This window comes from Pseudomonas sp. HMSC076A11 (genome assembly GCF_001810205.1).
Taxonomy (GTDB): domain Bacteria; phylum Pseudomonadota; class Gammaproteobacteria; order Pseudomonadales; family Pseudomonadaceae; genus Pseudomonas; species Pseudomonas aeruginosa.
This window is the reverse complement of the sequence record NZ_KV800293.1, coordinates 93,341-118,910: the sequence shown is the minus strand read 5'-3', so window position 1 is coordinate 118,910 and position 25,570 is coordinate 93,341. Positions and strand designations below refer to the sequence as shown.

25 protein-coding genes are annotated in these 25,570 nt (G+C 66.5%); 9 read left to right on the top strand and 16 right to left on the bottom strand.

Annotated features, from left to right (window positions below; translation table 11 throughout):
• The 3 genes from HMPREF2716_RS11455 to HMPREF2716_RS11445 all read left to right on the top strand — a co-directional run.
• Positions 1-328: acyl-CoA thioesterase (locus tag HMPREF2716_RS11455; RefSeq protein ID WP_049262529.1), on the top strand; the 328-nt coding region annotated here is incomplete at its 5' end.
• Positions 329-706: 378 nt separating this feature from the next.
• Positions 707-2,410, top strand: coding sequence for a YbaL family putative K(+) efflux transporter (ybaL, locus tag HMPREF2716_RS11450; protein WP_003099695.1), 1,704 nt, complete (start codon positions 707-709; stop codon positions 2,408-2,410).
• Position 2,411: 1 nt separating this feature from the next.
• On the top strand, positions 2,412-2,996 hold the full coding sequence (locus tag HMPREF2716_RS11445; RefSeq protein WP_003114135.1) for a YqaA family protein: 585 nt from the start codon (positions 2,412-2,414) through the stop codon (positions 2,994-2,996).
• Here the strand turns inward: HMPREF2716_RS11445 and HMPREF2716_RS11440 are convergent.
• Together HMPREF2716_RS11440 and pdxY are read right to left on the bottom strand one after the other, a co-directional pair.
• Positions 2,993-4,195: an acyltransferase family protein gene (locus HMPREF2716_RS11440; protein ID WP_003099701.1), complete on the bottom strand. Its 1,203-nt coding sequence runs from the start codon at positions 4,193-4,195 to the stop codon at positions 2,993-2,995. The genes HMPREF2716_RS11445 and HMPREF2716_RS11440 overlap by 4 nt on opposite strands.
• A 47-nt stretch (positions 4,196-4,242) precedes the next feature.
• A complete protein-coding gene (gene pdxY / locus HMPREF2716_RS11435; RefSeq protein ID WP_003099703.1) occupies positions 4,243-5,115 on the bottom strand; it encodes a pyridoxal kinase PdxY in 873 nt (290 codons plus the stop codon).
• Positions 5,116-5,147: 32 nt separating this feature from the next.
• Between pdxY and HMPREF2716_RS11430 the strand changes: the two genes are divergently transcribed.
• The gene (locus HMPREF2716_RS11430) at positions 5,148-5,648 is read left to right on the top strand and encodes a DUF3301 domain-containing protein (RefSeq protein WP_003121391.1); all 501 of its coding nucleotides are present in this window, start codon (positions 5,148-5,150) and stop codon (positions 5,646-5,648) included.
• Between the two features lie 12 nt (positions 5,649-5,660).
• On the opposite strand, the gene HMPREF2716_RS11425 is transcribed toward HMPREF2716_RS11430, so the two are convergent.
• A complete protein-coding gene (locus HMPREF2716_RS11425; protein WP_017002439.1) occupies positions 5,661-6,449 on the bottom strand; it encodes an OXA-50 family oxacillin-hydrolyzing class D beta-lactamase OXA-1028 in 789 nt (262 codons plus the stop codon).
• Positions 6,450-6,519: 70 nt separating this feature from the next.
• Positions 6,520-7,398 carry an alpha/beta hydrolase PoxA gene (gene poxA, locus HMPREF2716_RS11420; protein ID WP_003099708.1) on the bottom strand — a complete coding sequence of 293 codons (879 nt, stop codon included), beginning with the start codon at positions 7,396-7,398 and terminating at the stop codon, positions 6,520-6,522.
• A gap of 81 nt (positions 7,399-7,479) precedes the next feature.
• Between poxA and HMPREF2716_RS11415 the strand changes: the two genes are divergently transcribed.
• Together HMPREF2716_RS11415 and HMPREF2716_RS11410 are read left to right on the top strand one after the other, a co-directional pair.
• Positions 7,480-9,246 (top strand): sensor histidine kinase, encoded by a 1,767-nt coding sequence (locus tag HMPREF2716_RS11415; protein ID WP_003097020.1) that lies wholly within the window; start codon positions 7,480-7,482, stop codon positions 9,244-9,246.
• Complete coding sequence (locus tag HMPREF2716_RS11410) at positions 9,243-10,586, top strand: sigma-54-dependent transcriptional regulator (protein ID WP_003099712.1); 1,344 nt, start codon at positions 9,243-9,245, stop codon at positions 10,584-10,586. The genes HMPREF2716_RS11415 and HMPREF2716_RS11410 overlap by 4 nt, the downstream gene beginning before the upstream one ends.
• Positions 10,587-10,604: 18 nt before the next feature.
• On the opposite strand, the gene HMPREF2716_RS11405 is transcribed toward HMPREF2716_RS11410, so the two are convergent.
• From HMPREF2716_RS11405 to zur, 12 genes are all read right to left on the bottom strand, one after another.
• Entirely contained in the window at positions 10,605-11,954 is a 1,350-nt protein-coding gene (locus tag HMPREF2716_RS11405) for an APC family permease (protein ID WP_003099715.1), read from the bottom strand.
• A 101-nt stretch (positions 11,955-12,055) separates the two neighbouring features.
• Positions 12,056-12,724: an N-formylglutamate amidohydrolase gene (locus HMPREF2716_RS11400; RefSeq protein ID WP_003122323.1), complete on the bottom strand. Its 669-nt coding sequence runs from the start codon at positions 12,722-12,724 to the stop codon at positions 12,056-12,058.
• 67 nt (positions 12,725-12,791) lie between these two features.
• Positions 12,792-14,123: a glutamine synthetase family protein gene (locus HMPREF2716_RS11395; RefSeq protein ID WP_003122324.1), complete on the bottom strand. Its 1,332-nt coding sequence runs from the start codon at positions 14,121-14,123 to the stop codon at positions 12,792-12,794.
• Positions 14,120-14,773, bottom strand: coding sequence for a cysteine hydrolase family protein (locus HMPREF2716_RS11390; RefSeq protein WP_003099724.1), 654 nt, complete (start codon positions 14,771-14,773; stop codon positions 14,120-14,122). The genes HMPREF2716_RS11395 and HMPREF2716_RS11390 overlap by 4 nt, the downstream gene beginning before the upstream one ends.
• A 4-nt stretch (positions 14,774-14,777) precedes the next feature.
• Positions 14,778-15,635 (bottom strand): transcriptional repressor QapR, encoded by an 858-nt coding sequence (qapR, locus tag HMPREF2716_RS11385; protein WP_003099726.1) that lies wholly within the window; start codon positions 15,633-15,635, stop codon positions 14,778-14,780.
• A 202-nt stretch (positions 15,636-15,837) separates the two neighbouring features.
• A complete protein-coding gene (locus HMPREF2716_RS11380; RefSeq protein WP_070621895.1) occupies positions 15,838-16,620 on the bottom strand; it encodes a MetQ/NlpA family ABC transporter substrate-binding protein in 783 nt (260 codons plus the stop codon).
• A gap of 76 nt (positions 16,621-16,696) precedes the next feature.
• On the bottom strand, positions 16,697-17,374 hold the full coding sequence (locus tag HMPREF2716_RS11375) for a methionine ABC transporter permease (protein WP_003097004.1): 678 nt from the start codon (positions 17,372-17,374) through the stop codon (positions 16,697-16,699).
• The gene (locus tag HMPREF2716_RS11370; protein ID WP_003097002.1) at positions 17,374-18,381 is read right to left on the bottom strand and encodes a methionine ABC transporter ATP-binding protein; all 1,008 of its coding nucleotides are present in this window, start codon (positions 18,379-18,381) and stop codon (positions 17,374-17,376) included. The genes HMPREF2716_RS11375 and HMPREF2716_RS11370 overlap by 1 nt, the downstream gene beginning before the upstream one ends.
• Positions 18,382-18,587: 206 nt before the next feature.
• The gene (locus tag HMPREF2716_RS11365; RefSeq protein WP_003122325.1) at positions 18,588-19,376 is read right to left on the bottom strand and encodes a PA5502 family lipoprotein; all 789 of its coding nucleotides are present in this window, start codon (positions 19,374-19,376) and stop codon (positions 18,588-18,590) included.
• A gap of 41 nt (positions 19,377-19,417) precedes the next feature.
• Entirely contained in the window at positions 19,418-20,206 is a 789-nt protein-coding gene (gene znuB / locus HMPREF2716_RS11360; protein WP_003096998.1) for a zinc ABC transporter permease subunit ZnuB, read from the bottom strand.
• Complete coding sequence (gene znuC, locus HMPREF2716_RS11355; protein ID WP_003099732.1) at positions 20,199-21,008, bottom strand: zinc ABC transporter ATP-binding protein ZnuC; 810 nt, start codon at positions 21,006-21,008, stop codon at positions 20,199-20,201. Before znuC ends, znuB begins: the two co-directional genes overlap by 8 nt.
• Positions 21,008-21,511 (bottom strand): zinc uptake transcriptional repressor Zur, encoded by a 504-nt coding sequence (zur, locus tag HMPREF2716_RS11350; protein WP_070621894.1) that lies wholly within the window; start codon positions 21,509-21,511, stop codon positions 21,008-21,010. The genes znuC and zur overlap by 1 nt, the downstream gene beginning before the upstream one ends.
• Positions 21,512-21,580: 69 nt before the next feature.
• Here zur and HMPREF2716_RS11345 point away from each other — a divergent pair, with 69 nt between their 5' ends.
• The 3 genes from HMPREF2716_RS11345 (at position 21,581) to HMPREF2716_RS11335 (ending at position 25,524) form a co-directional block, all read left to right on the top strand.
• Positions 21,581-22,504 (top strand): zinc ABC transporter substrate-binding protein, encoded by a 924-nt coding sequence (locus HMPREF2716_RS11345; protein WP_003136458.1) that lies wholly within the window; start codon positions 21,581-21,583, stop codon positions 22,502-22,504.
• 109 nt (positions 22,505-22,613) lie between these two features.
• On the top strand, positions 22,614-24,818 hold the full coding sequence (locus HMPREF2716_RS11340) for an adenosylcobalamin-dependent ribonucleoside-diphosphate reductase (RefSeq protein ID WP_003122328.1): 2,205 nt from the start codon (positions 22,614-22,616) through the stop codon (positions 24,816-24,818).
• A 16-nt stretch (positions 24,819-24,834) separates the two neighbouring features.
• Positions 24,835-25,524 (top strand): TSCPD domain-containing protein, encoded by a 690-nt coding sequence (locus HMPREF2716_RS11335; RefSeq protein WP_003096987.1) that lies wholly within the window; start codon positions 24,835-24,837, stop codon positions 25,522-25,524.
• The last annotated feature ends 46 nt before the right edge of the window (positions 25,525-25,570 follow it).

Below are 25,570 nucleotides of genomic sequence, written 5' to 3'. Positions count from 1 at the left end.
CCTGTCGGTGGATCAGGTGATCTTCCGCGAGCCGGTGCATGTCGGCGAACTGGTGACCTTCCTCGCTTCGGTCAACTACACCGGGCGGACTTCCATGGAAATCGGCGTCAAGGTCATCACCGAGAACATCCGCGAGCAGTCCGTGCGTCATACCAACAGCTGTTTCTTCACCATGGTCGCCCTGGATGACGAGCGCAAGCCGGTGGCCGTCCGCCCGCTGGAGCTGGAAACCGCCGAGCAGAAGCGCCGCTTCGCCCAGGCCCAACAACGCCGCCAGCTGCGCGCGGAGCTGGAGGCCCGCTACCAGGCGATTCGCGAAGACGGATGAGGAAGGCTGCCGGTGTCCGGTCGAGCCCGCTTCGGACCTGCTGCCGTTTCGCGAATTTTCGCAGCTTTTCATAAGAAAACGCAGAGGTTTGCCTCTGCTGGCGTCCATTCCTGACATTTCTTGATAAGAAACCGGCGTGCCTGTTAAAACTCCAGCAACGTCAACGGGTTAACCTGTCGGTATCGCGCCGGGTTTCGCCAGGAACCATAGCCGCCGTCGGGTCGCTCGAATGCCATGGGCCGGTCGCTCTGCCCGGCTCCGTTGGCGGAAAGCCTTTCCGCCTTGCCGTCACGGGCGCGGGTCCGTGATCCATTTCGAACGTCGTCGTCCGCCGGCCAGGCCGCGGAGGACGCGTTCCCCGTGTTGCCGGGAGTCCTGATGCACCATACGCCGTTACTCACTACACTCGCCGCGGGGTTCGTCCTCGCCTTCCTCTTCGGGGCCCTGGCCAATCGCCTGCGCATTTCGCCGCTGGTCGGCTACTTGCTCGCGGGCGTCCTGGCCGGGCCGTTCACTCCCGGCTATGTCGCCGACCAGGCGCTGTCGCAGGAAATCGCCGAACTCGGCGTGATCCTGCTGATGTTCGGCGTCGGCCTGCACTTCTCGCTCAAGGACCTGCTCTCGGTGAAGGCCATTGCCATTCCCGGGGCGCTGGTGCAGATCGGCGTCGCCACGCTGCTTGGCATCGGCCTGGCCAAGCTGCTCGGCTGGAGCTTCGGCGGCGGCCTGGTATTCGGCCTGAGCCTGTCGGTGGCCAGTACCGTGGTGCTGTTGCGCGCCCTGGAGCAGCGCCAGTTGCTGGACACCAAGCGTGGCAGGATCGCCATCGGCTGGCTGATCGTCGAGGACCTGGCGATGGTCCTGACCCTGGTGCTCCTGCCGGCGCTCGCCGGCACCCTCGGCGGCAAGACCGACGGCGGCGACGCCGGTCTGCTCTGGCCGCTGCTGATTACCCTGGGCAAGGTCGCCGCCTTCGTCGCCCTGATGATCTTCGGCGGTCGCCGGGTGGTGCCCTGGGTGCTGGAGAGGATCGCCGCCAGCGGTTCGCGGGAGCTCTTCACCCTGGCCGTGCTGGCCATTGCCTTGGGCATCGCCTATGGCTCGGCGGTGCTGTTCGGGGTGTCCTTCGCGCTAGGTGCCTTCTTCGCCGGGATGATTCTCAACGAGTCCGAGCTCAGCCACGAGGCGGCGGAGAACTCGTTGCCGCTGCGCGACGCTTTCGCGGTGCTGTTCTTCGTCTCGGTGGGGATGCTGTTCAATCCGATGATCCTGTTGCAGGAGCCACTGACGGTCCTGGCCACTTTCCTGGTCATCGTCTTCGGCAAGTCGGTGGCCGCCTACCTGATCGTCCGCGCTTTCGGCCATCCGAACAGCACCGCACTGGTGATCGCCGCCAGCCTGGCGCAGATCGGCGAGTTTTCCTTCATTCTCATCGGCCTGGGCATTGGCCTCGAACTGGTGCCGGAGCAGAGCCGCGACCTGGTGCTGGCCGGGGCGATCCTGTCGATCCTGGTCAATCCGCTGCTGTTCATCGCCATCGATCGCCTGCAGCAACGCAAGGAGCAGCGCCTGGCGGAGGCCGCTGGCGGGGTCCGCGAGATGCCGGCGCAGGACCTGCCGCCGCCGATCCTGGAGCGCGAGCATGCGGTGCTGATCGGTCATGGCCGGGTTGGCGGGTTGGTCAGCGCTCGCCTGCGCGCCGCCGGGACGCCCTTCGTGGTAGTGGTGGACAAGCGCGACAAGGCCGACGAACTGCGCGAACAGGGCTACAGCGTGGTCCTCGGCAATGCCGCCAGTCCCGGCGTGCTGGAGCTGGCCAACATCGCCGAGGCGCGCTGGTTGCTGATCGCCATTCCCAACGGCTTCGAGGCCGGGCAGATCGCCAGCCACGCCCGCGCGGTGAACCCGCCGCTGGACATCGTCGCCCGGGCGCATTTCGACGCCGAGGTGGACTACCTGGAGCAGAACGGCGCCAACCTGGTGATCATGGGCGAGCGCGAGATCGCCTGCGGCATGGTCCATCGCCTGGGGCTCGACCGTGACGAGCGCGGCGCCGACGCACCGCTGCCGCAGTCGGCCTGACATGTTGCGCCGTCTCTACGACTGGACCCTGCGCCTGGCCGGCCATCCCCGCGCGGAGCTGGCCCTGGGCGGGGTGACCTTCGCCGAAAGCTCGTTCTTCCCGATTCCGCCGGACGCCTTGCTGGTGCCGATGGTCCTGGCCAACCGGGCCAAGGCCTGGCGCTACGCGGCGATCTGCGCGATCAGCTCGGTGCTGGGCGGCATCGCCGGCTATTTCATCGGCTTGCTGCTGTTCGAGAGCGTGGCCATGCCGATCCTGGCGTTCTATGGCTTGCTGGAGAACTTCGAACAGGTCGCCGAACGCTACAACGAACTGGGCTGGCTGATGGTGCTGCTGGGCGGCGGCTTCACGCCGCTGCCGTACAAGGTGATCACCATTACCAGCGGAGTGACCCAGCTCGACCTCTGGCTGTTCGTCGGCCTCAGCCTTGTCGCCCGCAGCCTGCGCTTCGCCGCTACCTGCGCTTTGCTGTTCTGGGCTGGCCCACGCCTGAAGACCCTGATCGAGCGGCGTCTGGGCATGGCTTTCGTGCTGATGGCGGTGATGGTGGTCGGTGGGTTGATGTTGGGGAAATACGTTCTTTAGCCAGCAGTCGGGTGACGGCCCAGGCGCTTGAGCGCCAGCATCGGTTTGCCCAGCAGAGCGCTGAGTTGTCTGGAGCGTTGCATGGCCGGACTTTCTATGAAACGGAAGGATAGATACGACGCGAGCACTACCAGGGGAGTGATCGCACCTATGACCAGCCAGTGTTCCAGAGCGGAAAACGCCTTGGCGTTGTCCCTGCCGATCAGCAGTTCGAAGCTGATGAATAGGATGCACCCGTGCAGCAGATACATGCTGTAGGTCATTTCGCCGAGGAAGCGGGACAGTGCTTGAGTCAGCAGGCCGAATAGGCTCGAACCCGCCGCAATCAGCAGGAAAGCCAGGCCGAGAATGAGGATCGCCGTTTCCTGATAGGCGCTGGGAAAGAGCACTCCGGGTAGGAGCAGGAGCGCCAGGCATAGGAGATTGCCGGGGATACTCGCGGCGAATCGCTGCAGGTGCGTCGAGCGTACCGCGAGCGCTGACAACCCACCAGCGACGAACATATAGGCGAGCGTCCAGTTCGGCTGCCAGGCTTTCAGTACCAGCCAGATCATGCCTGCCATGATGGCCATGGCTACTGGGGAAGGACGGTTCCCGAGCAGGACGCCGAGGAATGGCAGGCAGAAGTAGAACAACCACTCATAGGGCAGCGTCCAGGTCACCCCTGCCACGATGCGGAATGTCCCGATGAAACCGTTCATGTCAGGCTTGCTCGGTATCGAGAAGAGCAACCAGTCGAGCATCTTGCCAAGCAGGGCCGAGGGCGCCTCGCGTAGGGAAAAGCCGGTGGCCGTGAACACCAAAAGGAATAGCAGTGCCATTGCCAGGAGATAGGCTGGGAGCAGCCGGGCAATCCTCGATGCATAGACATCCAGCCATCTGATCGGCGTGCCGCGGCTGTGCAGGAGCTTGTGAGCGAAGAGGAAGCCGGTGACCATGAAGAACAGCGCGACGCTGGTCTGGCCGAAATGGGCGTAGAGCCGGGACGGCGGTAGTTGCCAGAGACCATCCTTCAGGTAGTAGTACCAGATGGACGAGTGATGGAGAAAAACGAAGAACGCCAGGTAACCGCGCAGGCCGTCGATGGTGACGAACCGGGAAGCGGGCAGGCGCGCGCTGCCAAGGCGACGAATGAACTCACAGGTGGCGAGCGCAACAGCCAGGCAGGCTAGGGCAGGTAGGGCGCTGGTGGGGCTCATTCGTCGGTCTATCTCTGTCGGAAGACCGAGAATGATATGTCAGATTCCTACATTGCGAGTGAGCGAGCTTCGAATTTGAGACGTGGATGTGCGATCCGATCCTGCGCCCGCACCAGCTCCAGCTCGTAGCTGCCGCAGGCCTGGGTTTCCAGCAGCACTTCATGGACCGCGGCGCCGGTGAATTCGAAGGCGTTACGCAGGTCGTCGCCGAGCAGCAGGCGAGAGAGGAACAGCCCCGAGGCCAGGTCGCCGACCCCGACCGGTTGCCGCGGGAAGGCCAGCAGCGGGCGTTGCAGGTGCCAGGCCTGATCGGCGGCCACCAGCAGCATCTCGAAGGTGTCGCCGGCCTTGCCCGGATAGTTCAGGTGCTTTACCAGGATTGCCCTGGGACCGCGTGCCAGCAGGCTCCGTGCCATTTCCACGCAGTCGGCGAGGGAGTTCGGCTGGCGGTCGCAGAAGCTGTCCAGCTCCAACTGGTTGGGGCACAGGTAGTCGGCGACCGCGGCGGCTTCTTCCAGCAGGAAGTCGCTGACTTCCGGGGCCACGATGCAGCCTTTTTCCGGGTGGCCCATGACCGGGTCGCAGAGGTACAACGCCCGAGGGTTGGCCTGTTTGATCCGTGCCACCACATCGAGAATGGCGCGGCCCTGGGCGGCGCTGCCGAGATAGCCGGACAGCACCGCGTCGCAGTTGCCCAGTTCGCCGATGCCGGCAATACCGTCCACCAGCGCCGGAATCTGCTCCGGCGGCAGCACCTGCCCGGTCCATTGACCGTACTGGGTGTGGTTGGAGAATTGCACCGTGTTCAACGGCCAGACGTTGATTCCGATGCGCTGCATCGGGAACACCGCCGCGGCATTGCCGGCGTGGCCGAAGACCACATGGGACTGGATGGCGAGCAGGTGGGGTGTACGTGGCATGAGACGACTTCCTACAGCTGAGTCGGCGCAGTATGGGGGCTAATTCACATGGCGAAAACACCCCCCACTCGCTGCCTGCCGGGAGAACGGGTAAGCTGGCCGTCCCCCTACACCGGATTCCGCTCGTGACCCTGGGTAACCTTTTCGTCATGCTCCTGTTGGGCGCCGCCGCAGCCTGGTGGTGGCGCGCCCATGGCGTGCGCGAGCGGGCGTTGCTGCTGGCCAAGCAGCATTGCGCCAAGCAGGGCGTGGAACTGCTCGACGAGAATGTCGCGCGCCGGCGCCTGCGCCTGGCCCGTGACCACCGTGGTCAGTGGCGGCTGAGCCGCGAGTTCGGTTTCGAATTCACCGTCAGCGGCGAGGAACGCTACGCCGGGCGCATCGTCATGTATGGCTATCACCTCGGCGCCATCGAATTGGCCCCGCATCGCTTCGAGGCGGCCGCCGAGGTCGACAACCCGCCGGTGCATAGCGCCGAGGTGATTCGCCTCGACGAGTGGCGGCAGTCCCGGCAGAAAAAGGTCGGCGACTGAGGCGGCAGAGCGTCAGGGCAGTATCCCGAGAGCCTTGAGACTGGCCTTGCCCAGTTCGACGCGCTTGCCGATGTCGGCCTCGCCGCCGGGCATGTCGATGTTCAGGGCGAAGCCGTAGAGCCGCTCGTTGCGCTTCACCCAGCCCACCCACCAGCCGAGCTCCGGCGTGCAGTCGAAGCACCAGCCGGTCTTGCCGTGCAGCTCCCAGCCCGGGCCGCTTTCCAGCAGGGTCATGGCGCGCACGGTGGACTGCACCGGGGCGGGGAATGGCAATTCTCCCTGCGCCAGTCGGATCAGAAAGCGGGTCTGTTCCATCGCGCTGATCTTCAGCGGTCCCACCAACCAGAAGTTATCCACAACCTGGCCGATTTCCGCGTTGCCGTAACCCAGGCGCGAGACATTGGCGCGCATCCGCTCCAGGCCGATGCGCCGCGCCAGTTCCTGGTAGACCGGTACGTTCGATGCCTTGATCGCCTCGCGCAGGCTCATGTCGTGCTCCCAGGCCTTGAAGCGCTGGGGCTTGCCGCCATAGGGAAGAACCTCGTCGGCGGATCTAACCGCCCCTGTGGATAAGCCGATCAGGCTGTTCGCCACCTTGTAGGTGGAAGCGGGAACGAAGCGGGTTTCCGCGCGCTCCCGGTCATGGCCGACATAGCACTGCCGCTGCACATCGTAGAGGACGAAGGTGCCTTTCACCCCGGCCGCGCCGAATAGCTTGTCCACGGCCTGGCTGTCGTTCCATTCGCTGGCCTGGGTATGCCCGGAAAGCAGGAGAAGGGCACTGAAGAGGAGAGGGCGCATGGCTCGGTCCTGTGGGGTCATCCTCCCTGGGACCGATGGATGAGCGCCGGATTCCCCACGGAAGGAGCGTTCATGGATTGGGCAGGAGAAAGTCGCGTACGCGTTCGGCGGCATCGGCCGGGTCTTCCTGCATGAAGCAGTGGCCGCCGACCACCACGTGGGCGCTGACCTGGGGGTTGAGCGAGCACCAGCGCGCCACCGACTTGGCGACGAAAGGGTAGGTGCGGTCACCGTAGAGCACGCGGGTCGGCGTGGTGATCTTGCCCAGCGACGGCCACAGCCGCCTGGGGAAGGAGCTGAAGATCTCCGCTTCGCGGCTTGGCCGGCACTTCAGCTCGACTCCGCCGTCGCTCTCCTTCAGCGCATATTCCACGTAGGCCCACAGCGCCTCGTCGGTCCAGCCCTTGAAGATACCGCGGCCGCGCAAGCCGGCGTAGGCGGCTGCGCGATCGGGCCACTGGCTGCGGCGCAGGCGCGCCTTCTTCGCCAGGCTGCCGCGCAATTGCAGGCCGAGGGTCTCGGAAAGTGCCATCACGCCGATCATCGCCGGGGTGAACAGTACCGGGTCGAGCAGCACGGCGCGGGCGAACAGGGTGGGATGGCGGGCCAGGACGAGGCTGCTGAGGACGCCGCCGAAGCTGTGCCCGCAGGCCAGTCGCTGGACATCTCCATAGGGACCGCGCCCGGCCTCGAAGGCCTCCACCGCCATCTCGGCGTTGCGGTTCCAGCCGTGGAAGCGGCCGCCGTGGTCGCTTTCGCCGTGGCCCTGGATGTCGCACAGCCAGAGGTCGAAATCCTCCGCCAACAGACGCAGCATCGGTTCGTAGGTGCGGCCGCAGAAGCCGTTGCCATGGAGGAAATGCAGCAACGGCTTGCCGCTCGGTTCGCTGCGCCAGCCGCGCAGGGTGAAACCGGCCGAGCAGGAATGGGACCAGGGGGATAGCGACATGGGCGGACTCCTCGTACGGCGCGCAGTGTAACCGGGCGCCGTGCTATCGTCGCCGCTTCCCGCCGCCGTTTCGATCCGCCGATGTCCTTGTCCCGTCCGCTGCGCCTGTTCCTGCTGTTGCTGCCGCTGCTCGGCGGCCTGCTGCTGTCCATGGACTGGGCGGGTCGCCAGGCGCGGCAGCAGGCGCTACGCGCCGAGGGCGAACAGGTGCGCAAGCAGCTGGACCTCTACGCCGGCTCGCTGCAGACCCTGATCGAACGCTTCCGCAGCCTGCCGGCGGTACTGGCGCTGGATCCGGACCTGCGCGCGGCGCTGGCCGGGCCGATCGACGGCGAGTTGCAGCAGCGCCTCAACCTCAAGCTGGAAAGCATCAACCTGGCCGCCCGCTCCTCCACACTGGAGCTGCTCGACCGTACCGGGCTGGCCGTGGCGGCGAGCAACTGGAACCTGCCGACCAGCTACGTGGGCCACAACTACGGTTTCCGTCCCTATTTCCGCCAGACCATCGCCCAAGGCTCCGGACGTTTCTATGCGGTCGGGGTGATCAGCGGGATTCCCGGTTATTTCCTGTCCCACGCGGTGCGCGCCGAGGACGGCAGCTTCCTGGGCGCAATCGTGGTCAAGCTGGAGTTTCCCGATCTGGAACGGCAGTGGAACCAGACCCCCGACCTGGTCCTGGCCAGCGACGCCAAGGGCATCGTGTTCCTCGCCAACCACGCCGGTTGGCGCTACCGCGAACTGGAACCGCTGGATACCGTGGACCGCTTCGAACTGGCGGAGACCCGGCAGTACGATCGCCAGCCCCTGACACCCCTGCGCCACCAGACCTTGCGCAGCTACGGCGAAGACAGCCGTCTGGCGCGGGTGGAAAGCGCCGACGGCGAGAAGGACTACCTCTGGCAATCGCTGGACCTGCCCAACGACGGCTGGACCCTCCACTTGCTGCGCGACACCGCGAGCATCCAGGACGACGTCGCCACCGCGCGCCTGGCCGCCGCCGGCACTTGGCTGGCGCTGGTCTTCCTCGGCTTGTTCCTGCACCAGCGCTGGCGTATCGCCCGCCTGCGGCAACGTAGCCGGGAGGAGCTGGAGCGCCTGGTCGAGCAGCGCACCGCCGACCTGCGTACCGCGCAGGACGGCCTGGTGCAGGCGGCCAAGCTGGCCGCCCTGGGGCAGATGTCGGCAGCCCTGGCCCATGAGATCAACCAGCCGCTCACCGCCCAGCGCATGCAACTGGCCAGCCTGCGCCTGCTGCTCGACGCCGGACGCCACGACGAGGCGCGCCAGGCGTTGCCGCGCATCGACCAGATGCTCGAACGCATGGCCGCGCTCACCGGCCACCTGAAGACCTTCGCGCGCAAGAGCGCCGGCGGCCTGCGCGAGCGTATCGAGTTGGGTCACGTGGTCGAACAGGCGCAGCAGTTGTTGCTGCCGCGAATCCGCGCCGAACGGGTGGAGATCGAGCAGGCGCTGCTCTGGCCGGCCTGGGTGATGGGTGACGCGATCCGCCTGGAACAGGTGCTGGTCAACCTGCTGCGCAACGCCCTGGATGCCGTTGCCGGCCAGGAGCGACCATGGATCCGCCTGGCCCTGCAACGGCTTGGCGGCGACTGGGTGCTGAGCGTCGCCGACAACGGCGGCGGGATTCCCGCCGAGCACCTGGGCAGCGTCTTCGATCCGTTCTTCACCACCAAGCCGGTGGGAGAGGGACTCGGCCTCGGCCTGGCGGTATCCTATGGGATCGTCCACGAACTCGGCGGCCGCCTGCAGGTCGCCAATGCCGAGGCGGGAGCGGTGTTCAGCCTGATCCTGCCGGCGGCCCCCGATGACACGAGCGTAACGACATGAGCGACCAGGTGATCTTCGTCGACGACGAAGCGACGATCCGCGAAGCGGTGCAGCAATGGCTGGAGCTGTCCGGCTTCGAGGTGCGCCTCTGCCTGCGCGCCGAGGAATGCCTGGGAGCGTTGGACAAGTCCTTCGCCGGGGTGGTCATCAGCGATGTGCGCATGCCCGGCATGGACGGCCTGCAACTGCTCGCCAACCTGCAGGCGGTCGATCGCGACCTGCCGGTGATCATGGTCACCGGGCACGGCGACGTGCCGATGGCGGTGGAGGCCATGCGCCAGGGTGCCTACGACTTCATCGAGAAACCCTTCACGCCCGAGCGCCTGCTCGGCAGTTTGCGGCGCGCGCTGGAAAAGCGCCGCCTGGTGCTGGAGAACCGGCGCCTGAAGGAGCAGGCCAGTCTCAAGGACCAGGTCGATGCGCGTCTGCTCGGCGTGTCCAAGCCGATGGAAGCGTTGCGCCGGCAGGTTCTGGCCCTGGCGCCGACCCCGGTGAACGTCCTGATCCGTGGCGAGACCGGCAGCGGCAAGGAACTGGTTGCCCGCTGCCTGCACGACTTCGGGCCGCGCGCCGACAAGCCGTTCGTGGCGCTGAACTGCGCGGCGATTCCCGAGCAACTGTTCGAGAGCGAGCTGTTCGGTCATGAGAGCGGTGCGTTCACCGGCGCGCAGGGCAAGCGCATCGGCAAGCTCGAGCATGCCCATGGCGGCACCCTGTTCCTCGACGAGATCGAAAGCATGCCGTTGGCGCAGCAGGTCAAGCTGCTGCGCGTCCTGCAGGAGCAGCAACTGGAGCGGCTCGGCTCGAACCAGAGTATCCACGTCGACCTGCGGGTGATTGCCGCGACCAAGCCCGACCTGCTGGCCGAAGCACGTGCCGGACGCTTCCGCGAGGACCTGGTGTATCGCCTGAATGTCGCCGAGCTGCGCCTGCCGCCGATCCGCGAGCGTCGCGAGGACATCCCGCTGCTCTTCGAACATTTCGCCAGCGTTGCCAGCCAGCGCCTCGGCCGCGAGCCGCAGCCCGCCGCGCCGGCGGAACTGGCGCGGCTGATGGCCCACGACTGGCCGGGCAATGTACGCGAGCTGGCCAACGCCGCCGAGCGTCATGTCCTCGGCCTGGAGCGTGGGGACGCGGAGGAAGGCGGCGGCCTCACCTCGGGGCTGGCGGAACGCATGGAAGCCTTCGAGGCGGAGTGCCTGCGCCAGGCGCTCGGCCAGTGCCGCGGGGACATCAAGGCGGTGATGGAGTTGCTGCAACTGCCGCGCCGGACACTCAACGAAAAGATGCTGCGGCATGGCCTCAGCCGCAGCGATTTCGTCGGCGAAGAGCCGGCCTGAACCAGCCCTCGCGAGACGTCAGAGATCCTTCGCCAACTCCGTTGGCGCCTGGCGCCCGCCGCGTTGCAGCAACGCCAGGTAGACCAGCCCCACCGCGATCCAGGCCAGTCCGAGCAACTGTGCGTCGAGGCTCATGCTGTACAGCACGTAGGCGATGATCGCCAGGCCCACCAGCGGGAACAGTAGATGCCGCAACCACTGGCCGGAGCGCTGGCGGCGGTAGTAGTGGTTGATCACGCTCAGGTGCAGCAGGCAGAAGCCGGTGAGGGCACCGAAGTTCACCAGTGAGGTGAGTACGTCCGGTGCGTCGAGGAAGGCCCAGCCGATTCCCAGCGACAGCACCGCCACCAGGTACAGGCTGACGTGCGGCGTCTGGTAGCGCGGATGGACCCTGGCCAGCGCGCGCGGCAGCCTGCCGTCGCGGGCCATCGAGTAGAGCAGGCGCGAGACCGCTGCCTGCGAGGTGATCGACACGGTGACACCCCAGGCCAGCGCGGTGGCTACCGCGGTCAGCATCGACAGCCACTGGCCACCGGCCGCTTCGGCGATCTCGTAGAAGGCGGTGTCCGCCGACTTGAAGTTCATCCCGGCGGCGAGGTCGGTGGCCAGCCAGGTCTGCGCGATGAAGATGCCGCCCATGATGAACAGCGCGATCAGCGCGGCGCGGCCGATCTGCCGGGCGGGATCGCCCTTGACCTCCTCGGCGAGGGTGGAGATGGCGTCGAAGCCGAGGAACGACAGTACGGCGATCGAGGCGGCCTTCATCACCAGGCCGAGATCGAAGGCTTCCGGGCGATACAGCGGTTCGAGGGTCAGCCGGCCGTTGCCCAGGCCGCCTTCCAGCGCCTGGTAGCCGACCACCAGGAAGATCGCCAGCACCACCAGCTCTCCGATCAGGAACAACAGGTTGGCGCGGGCGGCGAAGGTGATGCCGCGCAGGTTGACCAGGGTCGCCGAGACCAGGAACAGCAGCATCCAGGCCAGCTTGGGGATCGCCGGGAACAAGTGGTTCAGCGCCAGCGCGCTGAACACGTAGAGCAGCGGCGGGATCAGCAGGTAGTCGAGCAGCAGCACCCAGCCGGCGATGAAGCCGACATGGGGGTGGATGCCGCGCTGGGCGTAGGAATACACCGAGCCGGCAATCGGAAAGGCCTTGGCCATGGCTCCGTAGCTGAGGGCGGTGAAGAGCATCGCCAGCATGCCCACCAGGTAGGCCATCGGCACCATGCCGTGGGCGTCGGCATGGACCCAGCCGTAGACCCCGAACGGGGCGATGGGGATCATGAAGATCATCCCGTAGATGATCAGGTCGCTCAGGGACAGGCTGCGGCGCAGCTGTTGCCGGTATCCGAACTGTTCGATGGCCATGACGGGCTCCTCGGGAAAAGGCAGCGTATTGTCGTTATCGGCGCCGCACGCGAAGCGGGCCTCTTTCTCGTTGTTGGCGACCGGCGGTGCCGGTCATCGCATCAGAGCCAGGGATACAGACGCTCGGCCCAGGCGTACACCGCATCCGGCGTGCGCAATCCATCGTTGCGGATCTCCAGCAGCACCGCTTCCAGACCGCGTGCGTCGCCATGCACCGGAACGGTAGTGTCTTCCGCCGGGTCGATCGCATAGGGCTGGTTGCCGGCGACTTCCAGGCCGTGCCGGCGCAAACCGTCGAGGATGCGCCTGGCGTAGGCGCCGGCGTTGCGATAAAGCACCCCGGCAACCAGCGGGCGGGGTCTGCCGTGGTACACCGGGGTAAAACTGTGCACGCCGACCACACGGGTCGGCACGCCGGCGGCCTGGCGCTCGTCGAGCAGTTGCGTCAGGCGCTGGTGGAACGGATGGAACAGGCAATCCTGGCGATAGCGGCGCACCGTCTCGGACAGCTCGCGGTTGCCGGGAACGGGGTAGACCTCGCTGTGCGGCGGAATGCTGTCGGGCGCCTCCAGCGGTCGGTTCAGGTCGATCAGCAGACGCGAGTAGCCGGCCGCCAGCAATGGCGCGTCGAGTCGCCGGGAAAGCTCTTCGGCCAGCGCCAGGGCGCCGATATCCCAGGCGATGTGTTCTTCCGCCGCGGCCTGGTCCAGGCCGAGGCGCTGCAACTCCAGCGGAATGTGCCGGCTGGCATGCTCGCAGACCAGGACCACCGGGCTGCGCCCTTGGGGATTGAGCAGGTGGTAGGGCGGCAGCTGGTAGATGCCGAGTTCGGGGTTGTCAGTAGAGCTCGGCATAGTGGCGGCACAGGTCGTCGTCGGAAAGGCCCGCCGTCAGCGCCAGTTCGTGGCGCTTCATGGCGAGGTAGGTGTCCAGCAGCGGCTTTGGCAGCTCGGCACAGAGCGCCTCGTCGCGTTGCAGGCAGTCGAGCGCATCGCCGAGGGTCGCCGGCAGGGCCTGGATGCCGCGGGCCTGGCGCTCTTCGTCGCTGAGGCCGTGCGGATCGATATCGGCCAGGGCGCGCAGCGGCAGGCGTCGTTCGATGCCTAGGCGGCCGGCGATCAGCACCGCGGCCATCGCCAGGTGCGGACAGGCGGTGGCGTCCATCGGCCGGAATTCCAGGTTGTACTGCTTGCCCAGCGGCTTGCCGCCGACGCTCACCACCGGGCAGATGCGCAGCGCCGCTTCGCGGTTGCGCAGTCCCAGGCAGGCGTAGGCGGCGCTCCAGTGGTGGGGTTTCAGGCGCAGGTAGGAGGCGGCGGTAGGCGCGGTCAGCGCGCACAGCGCTGGCAGGTGCGCGAGCACGCCGGCGGCCCAGTGCTCGCCGAGTTCGGAGAGATCGTTGGGTCGACCGGGCTCGTACAGCAGCGGGCTGCCGTCGGCATGTTGCAGGCTCAGGTGCAGGTGCACCCCGTTGGTCACCGCGCCGGGTGCCGGCAGCGGTGCGAAGCAGGTACGCAGGCCCATCTGTCGCGCCACTTCGCGAGTGACCTCGCGGACGTTCACCGCGCGGTCGGCGGCGGCCACGCCCTGCGCCGGGCGGCAGGTGACCTCGTACTGGCGCTGGCCGTATTCGGGGAGGAACATCTCCGGCTCGGTGCCAGCCTGGGCCAGGGCGCTGACCAGCCAGCCGGGGAACTGCCCGGCGGCACGCTGGGCCTGCAGCGAAAACGCCGCGGCCGGACGCTCGCCGGGCAGGCCGAGCAGGCTGAATTCGTGTTCGAACGCCGCGATGACCTGCAGGCCGCTGTCGCGATAGCGTTCCACCTCGGCCCGCAGCAGGCTGCGCGGGCAGGCCGGCCACGGCGTGCCGTCGGTTTCCACCAGGTTGCCGTGCAGGTAGTCGAGCGCCGGCGCAGCGGCGTCGGGACCCTGCTCGACGCGCACCCGGCTGTTCGGGTCGGGCAGCAGGCGCAGGTCGCCGTGGCTGCCCCAGGGGCTGCTCTCGTCGATCAGGTCCTGCGGGGTCAGCGAGCTGTTCGCCGGTACCCAGCCGCAACCGCTGGCCAATTGCTCCTCCAGGGTCGCCAGGGGCAGCGAACGCCCGCGGGTGATGCCGGCCAGGTCGGTGGTGACGAAGCTGACCAGGCGTACCGGCTGCAGGCGGTTCACAGGTTGCTCCGGCCGAGGGCGGCGATGCGTTGCAGGACGGTCTCGGTGTCGCTGATCCAGCAGTAGCCCTTGATCGCTTCCAGGCAGGCCTGGTGGCGTTCCGGGGTATGGGTGGCGCAGGCATCCTCGACCAGGGTGACCAGGTAACCGCGGTCGGCGGCATCGCGCACGGCCATGTCCACGCACTGGTCGGTGACCACCCCGCAGACGATCAGGTGGCGGGTGCCGAGGTTGCGCAGTACGTAGTCGATGGCGGTGGAGTTGAAAACGCCGGAAGAAGTCTTCGGCAGCACGATCTCGTTGGCGGTCGGCTCCAGGGCGTCGATCACCCTGGCGTCCGGGCTGCCCTTGGGCAGGTGCATCTCCGACAGCTTGTGATCCAGCGAGCGGTCGCGACCATCGGCGGTGAGGCTCTCGATGACGGTGTGCAGGACGTTCTCGTCCACTGCGCGCATGGCCCTGAGCAGGCGCTGCTGGTTGGGGATCACCTGGTTCTGCACGCGCTCGTAGAAGTAACCGGCTGCCTGCGGATCGACGTGCGGGTCGCGCCCCGGCTCGACCCAGGCACGCTGCATGTCGACGAACAGGATGGCGGTCTGCCGGCGGCCGAATGGCAGGTCGCGCGGCGAGTGGTGGGGCAGGCTGAACATCGGGTCATTCCTCCAGAATATGACTGCTGAACGCGTTGCGGAGCTGGTCGATGCCCTCCAGGCGTTCGTCGAGCGGCGCGCCCATGCGCGCCACCAGGGTCGCTACCAGTGCCTCGACCTGGGCCATGGCCGGCACCAGCGAGTCGAAGGGCGAGGCGGATTCCACTGGCGAACTGACGATCAGGTCGGCGTGTTCGCGCAGCGGCGAGGCGTAGATGTCGGTGAACAGCACCAGCCGTGTGCCGCGTGCCTTGGCGGCCTGGGCCACGTGCTGGGCCTGGCTCTGGTAGCGGCGATAGTCGAACAGGACCAGCAGGTCCTGGCGGCCGAGGTCGTAGAGCTGGTCGGGGAGCAGGGCGCCGTCGTCGAGCAATCGGCACTGCGGGCGCAGCAGGCGCAGATGGGTGACCAGGTAGCCGGCGAGGAAACGGCTGAAGCGTCCGCCGTGGCAGTGCACGCGCAGGCGGCTGTCGAGCAGCCAGTCGGCGAGGCGCTGGATGTCATCGGGGCGGGTCAGGCCGAGGGTCTGTTGCAGGCTCTGGCCAGCCTGGTCGAGGTAGCGCGCCCAGGTGTCGTCGCGGCCCATCCGCTCGCGGCGTTCGGCGAGCAGGGTGCGCGGCGAGCGCAGGCGGTCGTCGACGTCGGCCAGCAGCGCTTCCTGGAAGTCGCCGTAGCCGGCGAAGCCGAGCTTTTTCACCAGGCGCATGATCGTCGGGTCGCTGACTCCGGCGTGCCGGGCCAGGCGCGTCATCGGACCGAGGCCGAGGCGCGGGTAGTCATCGAGCAGGGCACGCACCACCTTGCGCTCCGCGGGCGTCAGTTCGGCGGGCGGGGAGGCCAGGCGTTGTTTTAGTTCTTGCATGGGGCATCCTCGAAGGTGGGTCGATTGTGTAGTGAATTTTTCAGATTGTTCAATATGTGACGGAATGTTTTTTTCACTACATTTCCCGCAAACGGCCGAATGACCTCTGTCGTGGCACGGCAGGCAGACGTACGGCCGGGACGGAAACGAAAAAGCCCGGTCGAAGACCGGGCTTTTTCCAGGGGCGGTTACGCGGCTTGGCTCAGAACGCCGGTACCACCGCGCCTTTGTATTTCTCCTGGATGAACTGCTTGACCTCGGCGCTGTGCAGGGCCTTGGCCAGCTTCTGCATGGCGTCGCTGTCCTTGTTGTCCGGCCGCGCGACGAGGATGTTCACGTAGGGCGAGTCGCTGCCTTCGATGGCCAGCGCATCCTTGGTCGGGTTCAGCTTGGCTTCCAGGGCGTAGTTGGTATTGATCAGCGCCATGTCGACCTGGGTCAGCACGCGCGGCAGGGTCGCGGCTTCCAGTTCGCGGATCTTGATGTTCTTCGGATTGTCGACGATGTCCTTCGGCGTGGCGGTGATGCTCTTGTTGTCCTTGAGCTTGATCACCCCGGCCTTGTCCAGCAGGAGCAGGGCGCGGCCGCCGTTGGTGGCGTCGTTGGGGATCACCACGGTAGCGCCGGAAGGCAGTTCGTCGAGCTTCTTGTACTTGCTCGAGTAGGCGCCCAGCGGCTCGATGTGTACGCCGGTCACGGCGACCAGGTCGGTGCCCTTGGCCTTGTTGAACTCATCGAGGTACGGCTGGTGCTGGAAGAAGTTGGCGTCCAGGCGCTTTTCCGAGACCTGCACGTTCGGCTGCACGTAGTCGGTGAACTCCTTGATCTTCAGGTCCACGCCTTCCTTGGCCAGCAGCGGCTTGACCACGTTGAGGATCTCCGCGTGCGGCACCGGGGTGGCCGCGACGGTGAGGGACTCGGCGGCCTGGGCGGCGGTGAGGCTGAGCGCCGCGACAGCGGAGAAAGCAGCAAGCAGTTTTTTCATCTTCAACTCCTTTCGAGGTGTTCCTGGCGGCTGTGGATAACCGCGGCGCTCAGGGTTTTGGGCTTGGCCGGCAAGCTTACTTGCGCGAGAAGTGCACCACCAGCTTGTCGCCCACGGTTTGCAGAATCTGGACGAGGATCAGCAGCATCACCACCGTGACCACCATCACGTCGGTCTGGAAGCGCTGATAGCCGAAGCGGATCGCCAGGTCGCCCAGCCCGCCGGCGCCGACCACTCCGGCCATCGCGGTGTACGAGACCAGGGTGATGGCGGTGACGGTGATGGCGGCGATGATGCCCGGCCGGGCTTCCGGCAGCAGGGCGTTCCAGATGATCTGCCGGGTGCTGGCGCCCATCGCCTGGGTTGCCTCGATGATGCCCTTGTCGACCTCGCGCAGCGCGGTTTCCACCAGGCGCGCGAAGAACGGCGTGGCGCCCACCACCAGCGGCGGGATGGCCCCGGCGACGCCCAGCGAGGTACCGGTGATCAGTACGGTCAGCGGGATCATCACGATCAGCAGGATGATGAACGGCAACGAACGGAGGATGTTCACCACTAGCGAGAGCAGGGTGTAGACCGCCTTCTGCTCGAACATCTGCCGTGGCCCGGTAAGGAACAGCAGGACGCCGAGGGGCAGGCCGAGGACCACCGTGAACAGCAGCGAACCGCCGAGCATCCAGAAGGTGTCGACGCTGGCCAGCCAGATTTCGTACCAGTCGATGTTGGCGAAGCTCATGGTTTCGAAGAAGTCCATCAGCGCAGTACCTCCACATGTACGTCAGCGGCGTTCAACTGGCTCATGGCGGCTTCCAGGTCACCGCCGACCAGGGCCAGGGTCAACTGGCCGTAGGGCGTGTCCTTGATGCGGTCGATGCGTCCGGAAAGGATGCTGTAGTCGACCCCGGTCTGCCGAGCCACGGTGCCCAGCAGTGGCGCATAGGTGGCTTCGCCGCGGAAGGTCAGGCGCAGGATGAGACCCGGCACGTGGGCGAAATCGTCGTGGCGCTCGTCTTCGTCGACCCGTTCGGCCTCGAACACGAAGCGGCGTGTGGTCGGGTGCTGCGGATGGAGGAAGACATCGGCGACATCGCCCTGCTCGACGATGGCGCCGCCGTCCATGACCGCGACCTGGTCGCAGACACGGCGGATCACGTCCATCTCGTGGGTGATGAGGACGATGGTCAGCTTCAGCTCGCGATTGATTTCCGCCAGCAGTTGCAGGACCGAGGCGGTGGTCTGCGGATCGAGGGCGCTGGTGGCCTCGTCGCAGAGCAGGATGCTCGGCCGGCAGGCCAGGGCGCGAGCGATGCCGACGCGCTGTTTCTGTCCGCCGGAGAGCTGGGCCGGATACTTGCGCGCGTGGTCGGACAGGCCGACCCGCGCGAGCAGCTCGGAGACCCGCGCATCGACTTCGGCACGGCTGAAGCCGCCGGCCAGGCGCAGGGGCATGGCGATGTTGTCGGCGACGGTCTTCGAGGACAGCAGGTTGAAGTGCTGGAAGATCATCCCGACGCGCTGGCGGAAACGGCGCAGGCCTTCGGCGTCGAGGGCGGTGACGTCTTCGCCCTCGACCAGGATGCGGCCGCCGCTGGGCTCCTCGAGGCGGTTGATCAGGCGCAGCAGGGTGCTCTTGCCGGCACCGGAATGGCCGATCAGGCCGAAAATCTGCCCGGCCTGGATGTTCAGGCGGGTCGGTTGCAAGGCGGGGATTTCCCGACCGGCAACTCGATAGGTCTTGTGGACGTCGTGGAATTCGATCACTGGGCGAACCTTGTGGGTGCGGCGATGCTGTTACGGCTGGAGCACGGGCTTGGCGGGAAGCATGGGCGGTCAGCTAAACCGAGTATTTTACCTTGCTTTCTTATGCATTATTAATATTTATTGGTGATGAAAAATCATTGAAATGGAATAAGCGTCTGGTGCGCTCCCGACAAGCGCTTTCTGCTGCGGCCGGGGCAGGACCGGTCTCAATTCCGGGGGGTAAGTATCAATCGGGTTGGCTTGTCGGCCTGTACGACATGGCTGAGATGCAGGTCGAAATCGGGTGAGAGCTTCTTCACCCGCGCCAGGAGCTGGTCGGAAACCAGCGGATAGTCGCTGTCCCGGCGCACTTCGATATGCACCCTGCAACGGTAGGCGACGACATCCGCGGCCACCGCGTCGAGCACCGCACCGAGGCCGCCCTGGCCGGTGCCGTCGAGCATCGGCAGGGGCACGGCGCTGCTGGCCGCTTGCGGATCGATCAGGTGGGGAGCGCCGGGCAGCGGCTTCAGCTCGCCGCCGGGCGGCGTCTGGATGATCTGCTGCATCTGCTGCTGGGCCGCCTGCTGCATGCGTCGGGCCTGCTCGGCGCGGGCGGGATCGACCTTGGCGCGGTTGATCGCACCGTCCAGCCCGGCGGTCAGCGCCGGCGCTTTGGGCATCAGTCCGCGGGCATGGCCGAGGGCGCTGGTGGCGGTGTTGAGGTCTCCTTGACGCAGCGCGGTTTCCCCGCGCTGCATGTAGGCCTCGGCCAACTGGCGGCGGAACGCTTCGACGCGCTCGTCGCCGGCGGCTGCGCTGCGCAGGGCCAGCCATTGTTGCTCGGCCTGTTCGAGCTTGCCGGCGGCCAGGGTTTGCTGCAGTTCGGCATAGGGATCGGCGGGCTGCGCCTGGGGCGCGACCACCGGCGTCGGTTGCGACGACGCATTGCCCTGGCAGGCGCTGACCAGCAGCGCCGCCGCCAGGACGGACAGCAGGCGAAAGAAGGACGACATCATTCCTGCGGGTTCTCGTTTGGTCAAAAAATCGCCAGATTCTACACCGTGCGGCGGGGCAGGACAAAACTCAGCAGGAACAGGCCGGCGGCGCTGACCACGATCGAGGGGCCGGCGGGGGTATCCTTGAACCAGGACAGGGCCAGGCCGGCGCACACCGCGACCAGTCCCAGCAGGCTGGCGCCGACCGCCATCTGCTCGGGACTGCGGGCATGGCGCTGGGCGGCGGCGGCGGGAATGATCAGCAGCGAGGTGATCAGCAGTACGCCGACGATCTTCATCGCCACGGCGATGACGATGGCGATCAGCAACATCAGCGCCAGGCGGATCGCTCCGACCGGCAGGCCTTCCACCTTCGCCAGTTCCTCGTGCACGGTGATCGCCAGCAGCGGCCGCCAGAGGAAGCAGATCAGTGCCAGGACCAGCGCGCTGCCGGCGATTATCCACAGCAGGTCGCTGGCGCTTACCGCCAGCAGATCGCCGAACAGGTAAGCCATCAGGTCGACCCGCACTTCCTTCATGAAGCTCAGGGTGACCAGGCCCAGCGACAGGGTGCTGTGGGCGAGGATGCCCAGCAGGGTGTCGGCGGCCAGCGGCTGGCGCTGCTGCAGGGTCACCAGCAGCACTGCGAGCAGCACGCAGCCGACGGTCACAGCCAGGGTCGGGCTGACATCGAGGAGGAAACCCAGGGCTACCCCGAGCAGTGCGGCGTGGGACAGGGTATCGCCGAAATAGGCCATCCGCCGCCAGACCACGAAGGAGCCCAGGGGGCCAGCCACCAGGGCCAGGGCGAGGCCGGCGAGGAGGGCGTTGAGCAGGAAGTCAGCCATGGTTGCAGTCGGGGCCGTGCTTGTGGACAGGAGTGAAGCGGGTGCCTGGAGGCAAGGCGCCGGGACCGGCCTTGACCACCTCGCCGTGGAGGTCGTGGGCGTGGTCGTGATGGTGGTGGTAGATCGCCAGGCTGCGAGCGTCCTGGCCGAACAGCTCGACGAAGGCCGGGTCGCCGCTGACCTGCTCGGGGTGCCCTGAGCAGCAGACATGGCGGTTCAGGCAGACCACCTGGTCGGTGGCGCTCATCACCAGGTGCAGGTCGTGGGAGACCATCAGCACACCGCAGCCGTAGCGGTCGCGCAGTTTGCCGATGAGGCGGTAGAGTTCGGCCTGGCCGGCGACGTCGACGCCCTGCACCGGCTCGTCGAGCACCAGTAGCTCGGGCTTGCGCAGCAGAGCGCGGGCCAGCAGCACGCGTTGCAGTTCGCCACCGGAAATGCTTTGCAGCGGGCGCTCCAGCACGTGCGCCGCGCCGACCTCGCGCAACGCCGCCAGCGCCTGCTCGCGCCTGACCCCGGGTACCAGGCGGAGGAAGCGCAGTACGCTGAGCGGCAGGGTGGCGTCGACGTGGAGTTTCTGCGGCATGTAGCCGATGGTCAGCCGCGGCCGTCGCCAGACCTCGCCGACGTGCGGCTTGAGCAGGCCGAGCACGCTGCGTACCAGGGTGGTCTTGCCGGCGCCGTTGGGGCCGATCAGGGTGACGATCTGGCCGGGCTCGATGGCCAGGTCGACATCGCTCAGCACCGCCTGGCCGTTGAAGGACACGCCGACCTGGGTCAGCCGCACCAGCGCGTTGTCCATCAGGCGTCCTTCTGGTCCCGGCAGGTGCCGCAGAGGCCGACCACCTCGACGGTCTGGCTTTCAACGGCGAAGCCGACGCTGTTCGCTCCGGCGACGATGGCCCGGCTGATATCCGGCTGTTCCAGCTCGATCGCGGTGTGGCAGGTGCGGCAGATGAGGAACTGGCCCTGGTGGCTGTGCTCCGGGTTGTTGCAGTCGACGAATGCGTTGAGCGAGGCGATGCGGTGCACCAGGCCGTTCTCCTGGAGGAAGTCCAGCGCGCGGTAGACGGTCGGCGGCGCGGCGCGGCGGCCGTCGGTTTCGCTGAGCACCGCGAGGATATCGTAGGCCCCCAGCGGCTTGTGGCTCTGCCAGACCAGTTCCAGCACGCGCCGCCGTAGTTCGGTCAGGCGCACGCCCTGGCGCGCGCACAGCGCATCGGCCTCGGCCAGCGCGGTGCTGACGCACTGGCTGTGGTCATGGGGCTGGCAGGCCAGCGGGGTCTTGGGCGCAATCTTGTACATGGGCTGCGACGCTCGAGGGTAGAGACGTTATTATATTACCCGCTAACCACCTTTCATGTGAGTGCCGCCGTGACCCTGCGTCCCTTTGCCCTGCTGTCCGCCTGCTTCGCCCTGTTCCTGCTGGCTTCGCCGGCGCGCGCCGAGGTCAGCGTGCTGACCAGCATCAAACCGCTGCAACTGGTCGCCGCGGCCATCCAGGACGGCGTCGGCCAGCCGGACGTACTGCTGCCGCCGGGCGCCTCGCCACACCAGTACGCCCTGCGTCCTTCCGACGTACGGCGGCTGCGCGAGGTGCAATTGTTCTACTGGATCGGCCCGGACCTGGAGAACTTCCTGCCCAAGGTGCTCGCCGGCCGCCAGGGCACCAGCGTCGCGGTGCAGGACCTGCCGGGCATGCACCTGCGCAAGTTCGTCAATTTCGAGGAAGAGGAGCATGCCGGGCACGACGAGCACGACCATGACCATCGTCCCGGCATGCTCGACGCCCACCTCTGGCTGTTGCCGGCCAACGCCCGCACCATCGCCGCGCGGATGGCCGAGGACCTGGCCCAGGTCGACCCGGCCAACGCCGGGCGCTACCGGGCCAACCTGAAGGCCTTCGAGGAGCGCCTCGGCGGGCTCGACGGGAAACTCCGCAAACGCCTGGGCAAGCTTGCCGGCAAGCCTTTCTTCGTCTTCCACGAAGCCTTCGACTATTTCGAGGAAGCCTACGGGTTGCGCCATACCGGCGTGTTCGCGGTATCCGCGGAGGTCCAGCCGGGAGCACGCCATGTCGCCGCCATGCGCGCCCAGCTGAAGGCCGCCGGTCCGGCCTGCATCTTCAGCGAGCCGCCGCTTCGACCGCGGCTGGCCGACACCCTCAGCGAAGGCCTGCCGGTGCGCCTGGCCGAACTGGACGACCTGGGCGTGAACGTGAGCGTGGACGCCAACGGCTATGAGAATCTTCTGAACAACCTGGCAGGCGAATTTGCCGGCTGTCTGGAAAAGCTCTGAAAACCCGTGACCGATGGCCGCGCCCTCTTGCGCGCGGCGTCCCGATGACTAAGGTTGTCTGTTGCTGCCTGACACAAGATATTGATTCCCGTCAGGTACGGATAACTAGATGTTGCGTACGGTGGCCGGCTTCGGACGCCCCAACAACCATCGGGAGGTTAATCAGCGGATGGCCAAGACAGACGCACGCAGTCCCCGCACCGAACGCGGGACCATCGCCCTGCAGGACGCGTCGCAGGATATCTGGGACAAGAAGTACCGGCTCAAGAGCAAGGACGGTACGCCGGTGGATGCCAGCGTCGACGGTACCTGGCAACGCGTCGCCCGCGCCCTTGCCGATGTCGAGGACAAGGCCTCCCGCGAACACTGGTACGGGCGCTTCCTCTGGGCCCTGCGCAACGGCGCCATCCCGGCCGGCCGGATCATCTCCAACGCCGGCGCCCTGGGGCACAAGCCGGCCACCTCGACCATCAACTGCACGGTGTCCGGAACCATTCAGGACTCCATGGACAACATCCTCGAGAAAGTCCACGAGGCCGGCCTGACGCTCAAGGCCGGCTGCGGCATCGGCTATGAGTTCAGCACCCTGCGCCCGCGCGGCGCCTACGTTTCCGGTGCCGGTGCCTACACCAGCGGGCCGCTGTCGTTCATGGACATCTACGACAAGATGTGCTTCACCGTCAGCTCCGCCGGCGGCCGCCGCGGCGCGCAGATGGGCACCTTCGATGTCAGCCACCCGGACGTCCGCGAATTCATCCGCGCCAAGCGCGAGGACGGGCGCTTGCGCCAGTTCAACCTGAGCCTGCTGATCACCGACCAGTTCATGCAGGCGGTGGAACAGGACGCCGACTGGCCGCTGGTCTTCCCGGTGCACGTGAAGGAGCGCGACGAGATCGACCTCGACGACCCCAACGCGGTGGTCTGGCGCGAATGGCCGATCCAGGACGACTACGTCCAGCGCGCCGACGGGCTGGTCGCCTGCAAGGTCTACGGCCAGGTCCGCGCCCGCCACCTGTGGGACATGATCATGGTCTCCACCTACGACTATGCGGAGCCGGGCTTCATCCTCATCGACCGGGTCAACGAACTGAACAACAACTGGTGGTGCGAGGCGATCCGCGCCACCAACCCCTGCGGCGAGCAGCCTCTGCCGCCGTACGGCTCGTGTCTGCTCGGCTCGGTCAACCTCACCTGCTTCGTCGAGCAGCCATTTGGCGACGAGGCGCGCTTCGACTGGGACCGTTTCCGCGAAGTGGTGCGGGTGTTTACCCGGATGCTCGACAACGTGGTGGAAATCAACGGCCTGCCGCTGGAACAGCAACGCCAGGAAATCCTTGGCAAGCGCCGGCATGGCATGGGCTTCCTCGGCCTGGGCTCGACCCTGACCCTGCTCAAGCTGCGCTACGGCAGTCCCGAGGCCTGCGTATTCACCGAGGAAGTGGCGCGGGAAATGGCCCTGGTGGGCTGGGAAGTGGCCCTGGAGCTGGCCAGGGAGAAGGGCCCGGCGCCGATCCTGGCGCAGGACTACGAAGTCACTGCGGAAATGCTTCGCAAGCGTCCGGAAATGGCCGCCGATGGCTATAAGGCCGGCGACCGCATCCGCGGCAGCGTGCTTCACGCCAAGTATTCCCGCTACATGCAGCGGGTCGCCGAACATGCTCCGGAACTGATCGAGGCGTTGGCTGAAACCGGCGCGCGCTTCACCCACCACAGCTCCATCGCGCCGACCGGGACCATCAGCCTGAGCCTGGCCAACAATGCCTCCAACGGTATCGAGCCGAGCTTCGCCCACCATTATTCGCGCAACCTTATCCGCGAAGGCCGCAAGACCAAGGAAAAGGTCGAGGTCTACAGCTACGAGCTGCTGGCCTACCGGACCCTGGTCAACGCCCAGGCCCTGCCGGACAGCGACGACCCGGCGCGACGCCTGCCGGACTACTTCATCACCGCCGACAGCGTCACCCCGGCGCAGCACGTGGACATCCAGGCGGCGGCGCAGAAGTGGGTCGATTCGTCGATCTCCAAGACCGCCAACGTGCCCACCGACTACCCGTTCGAGGACTTCAAGGACATCTACCGCTACGCCTGGCACCAGGGACTCAAGGGCTGCACCACCTTCCGCTTCAATCCCGAGGCGTTCCAGGGCGTGCTGGTCAAGGAGTCCGACCTGGAGAAGACCCGCTACCGCTTCGAACTGGAGGACGGCAGCGTGGTGGAGTTCAAGGGCAACGAGCAGGTCGAGTACGACGGTGAGATCCATACCGCCGCCAACCTCTTCGACGCCTTGAAAGAAGGCTATTACGGCAAGTACTGAGGCCGGGGGAATCGATATGTCAGCAGTCAAGATCACGCAGAAGATCAAGGGCTTCAAGGTCGTCAACGAAGCCGAGGAGCAGGCCCTTGCCGCCGCCGCGGAAGCCGCGTCGGTGGTGCAGATGGACGAGACCCTGGAGCGCCCGGATACCCTGATCGGCGCCACCTACAAGATCAAGTCGCCGCTGTTCGAGCACGCGCTCTACGTGACCATCAACGACATGGTCCTCAATGCGGGCACGGCGCACGAGCAGCGGCGTCCCTTCGAGATCTTCATCAACTCGAAGAACATGGATCATTTCCAGTGGATCGTCGCACTTACCCGCATCATGTCCGCGGTTTTCCGCAAGGGCGGCGACTGTACCTTCCTTGTCGAGGAACTCAAGGCGGTATTCGACCCGCGCGGGGGCTACCTGAAGAAAGGCGGCATCTACATGCCTTCCATCGTCGCCGAGATCGGCGGCGTGCTGGAGCGCCACCTGACGGCCATCGGCCTGTTGCGTGGCCCTGAACTGGACGAGGAACAGCGTCTTTTCCTCGCGGAAAAACGCGCCGCCTACGAGGCCGCCCAGGGCACCAGCAAGGTCGAGCCGGGCGAAGGCTTCCCCGCCGGCGCGCAACTGTGCGGCAAGTGCAACAGCATGGCGGTGGTACAGATGGACGGCTGCGCCACCTGCCTCAACTGCGGACACTCGAAATGTGGGTGAGCACTTGAAAAACGCATGCGTTTTTCAATGCGAACGACCGGCCAGG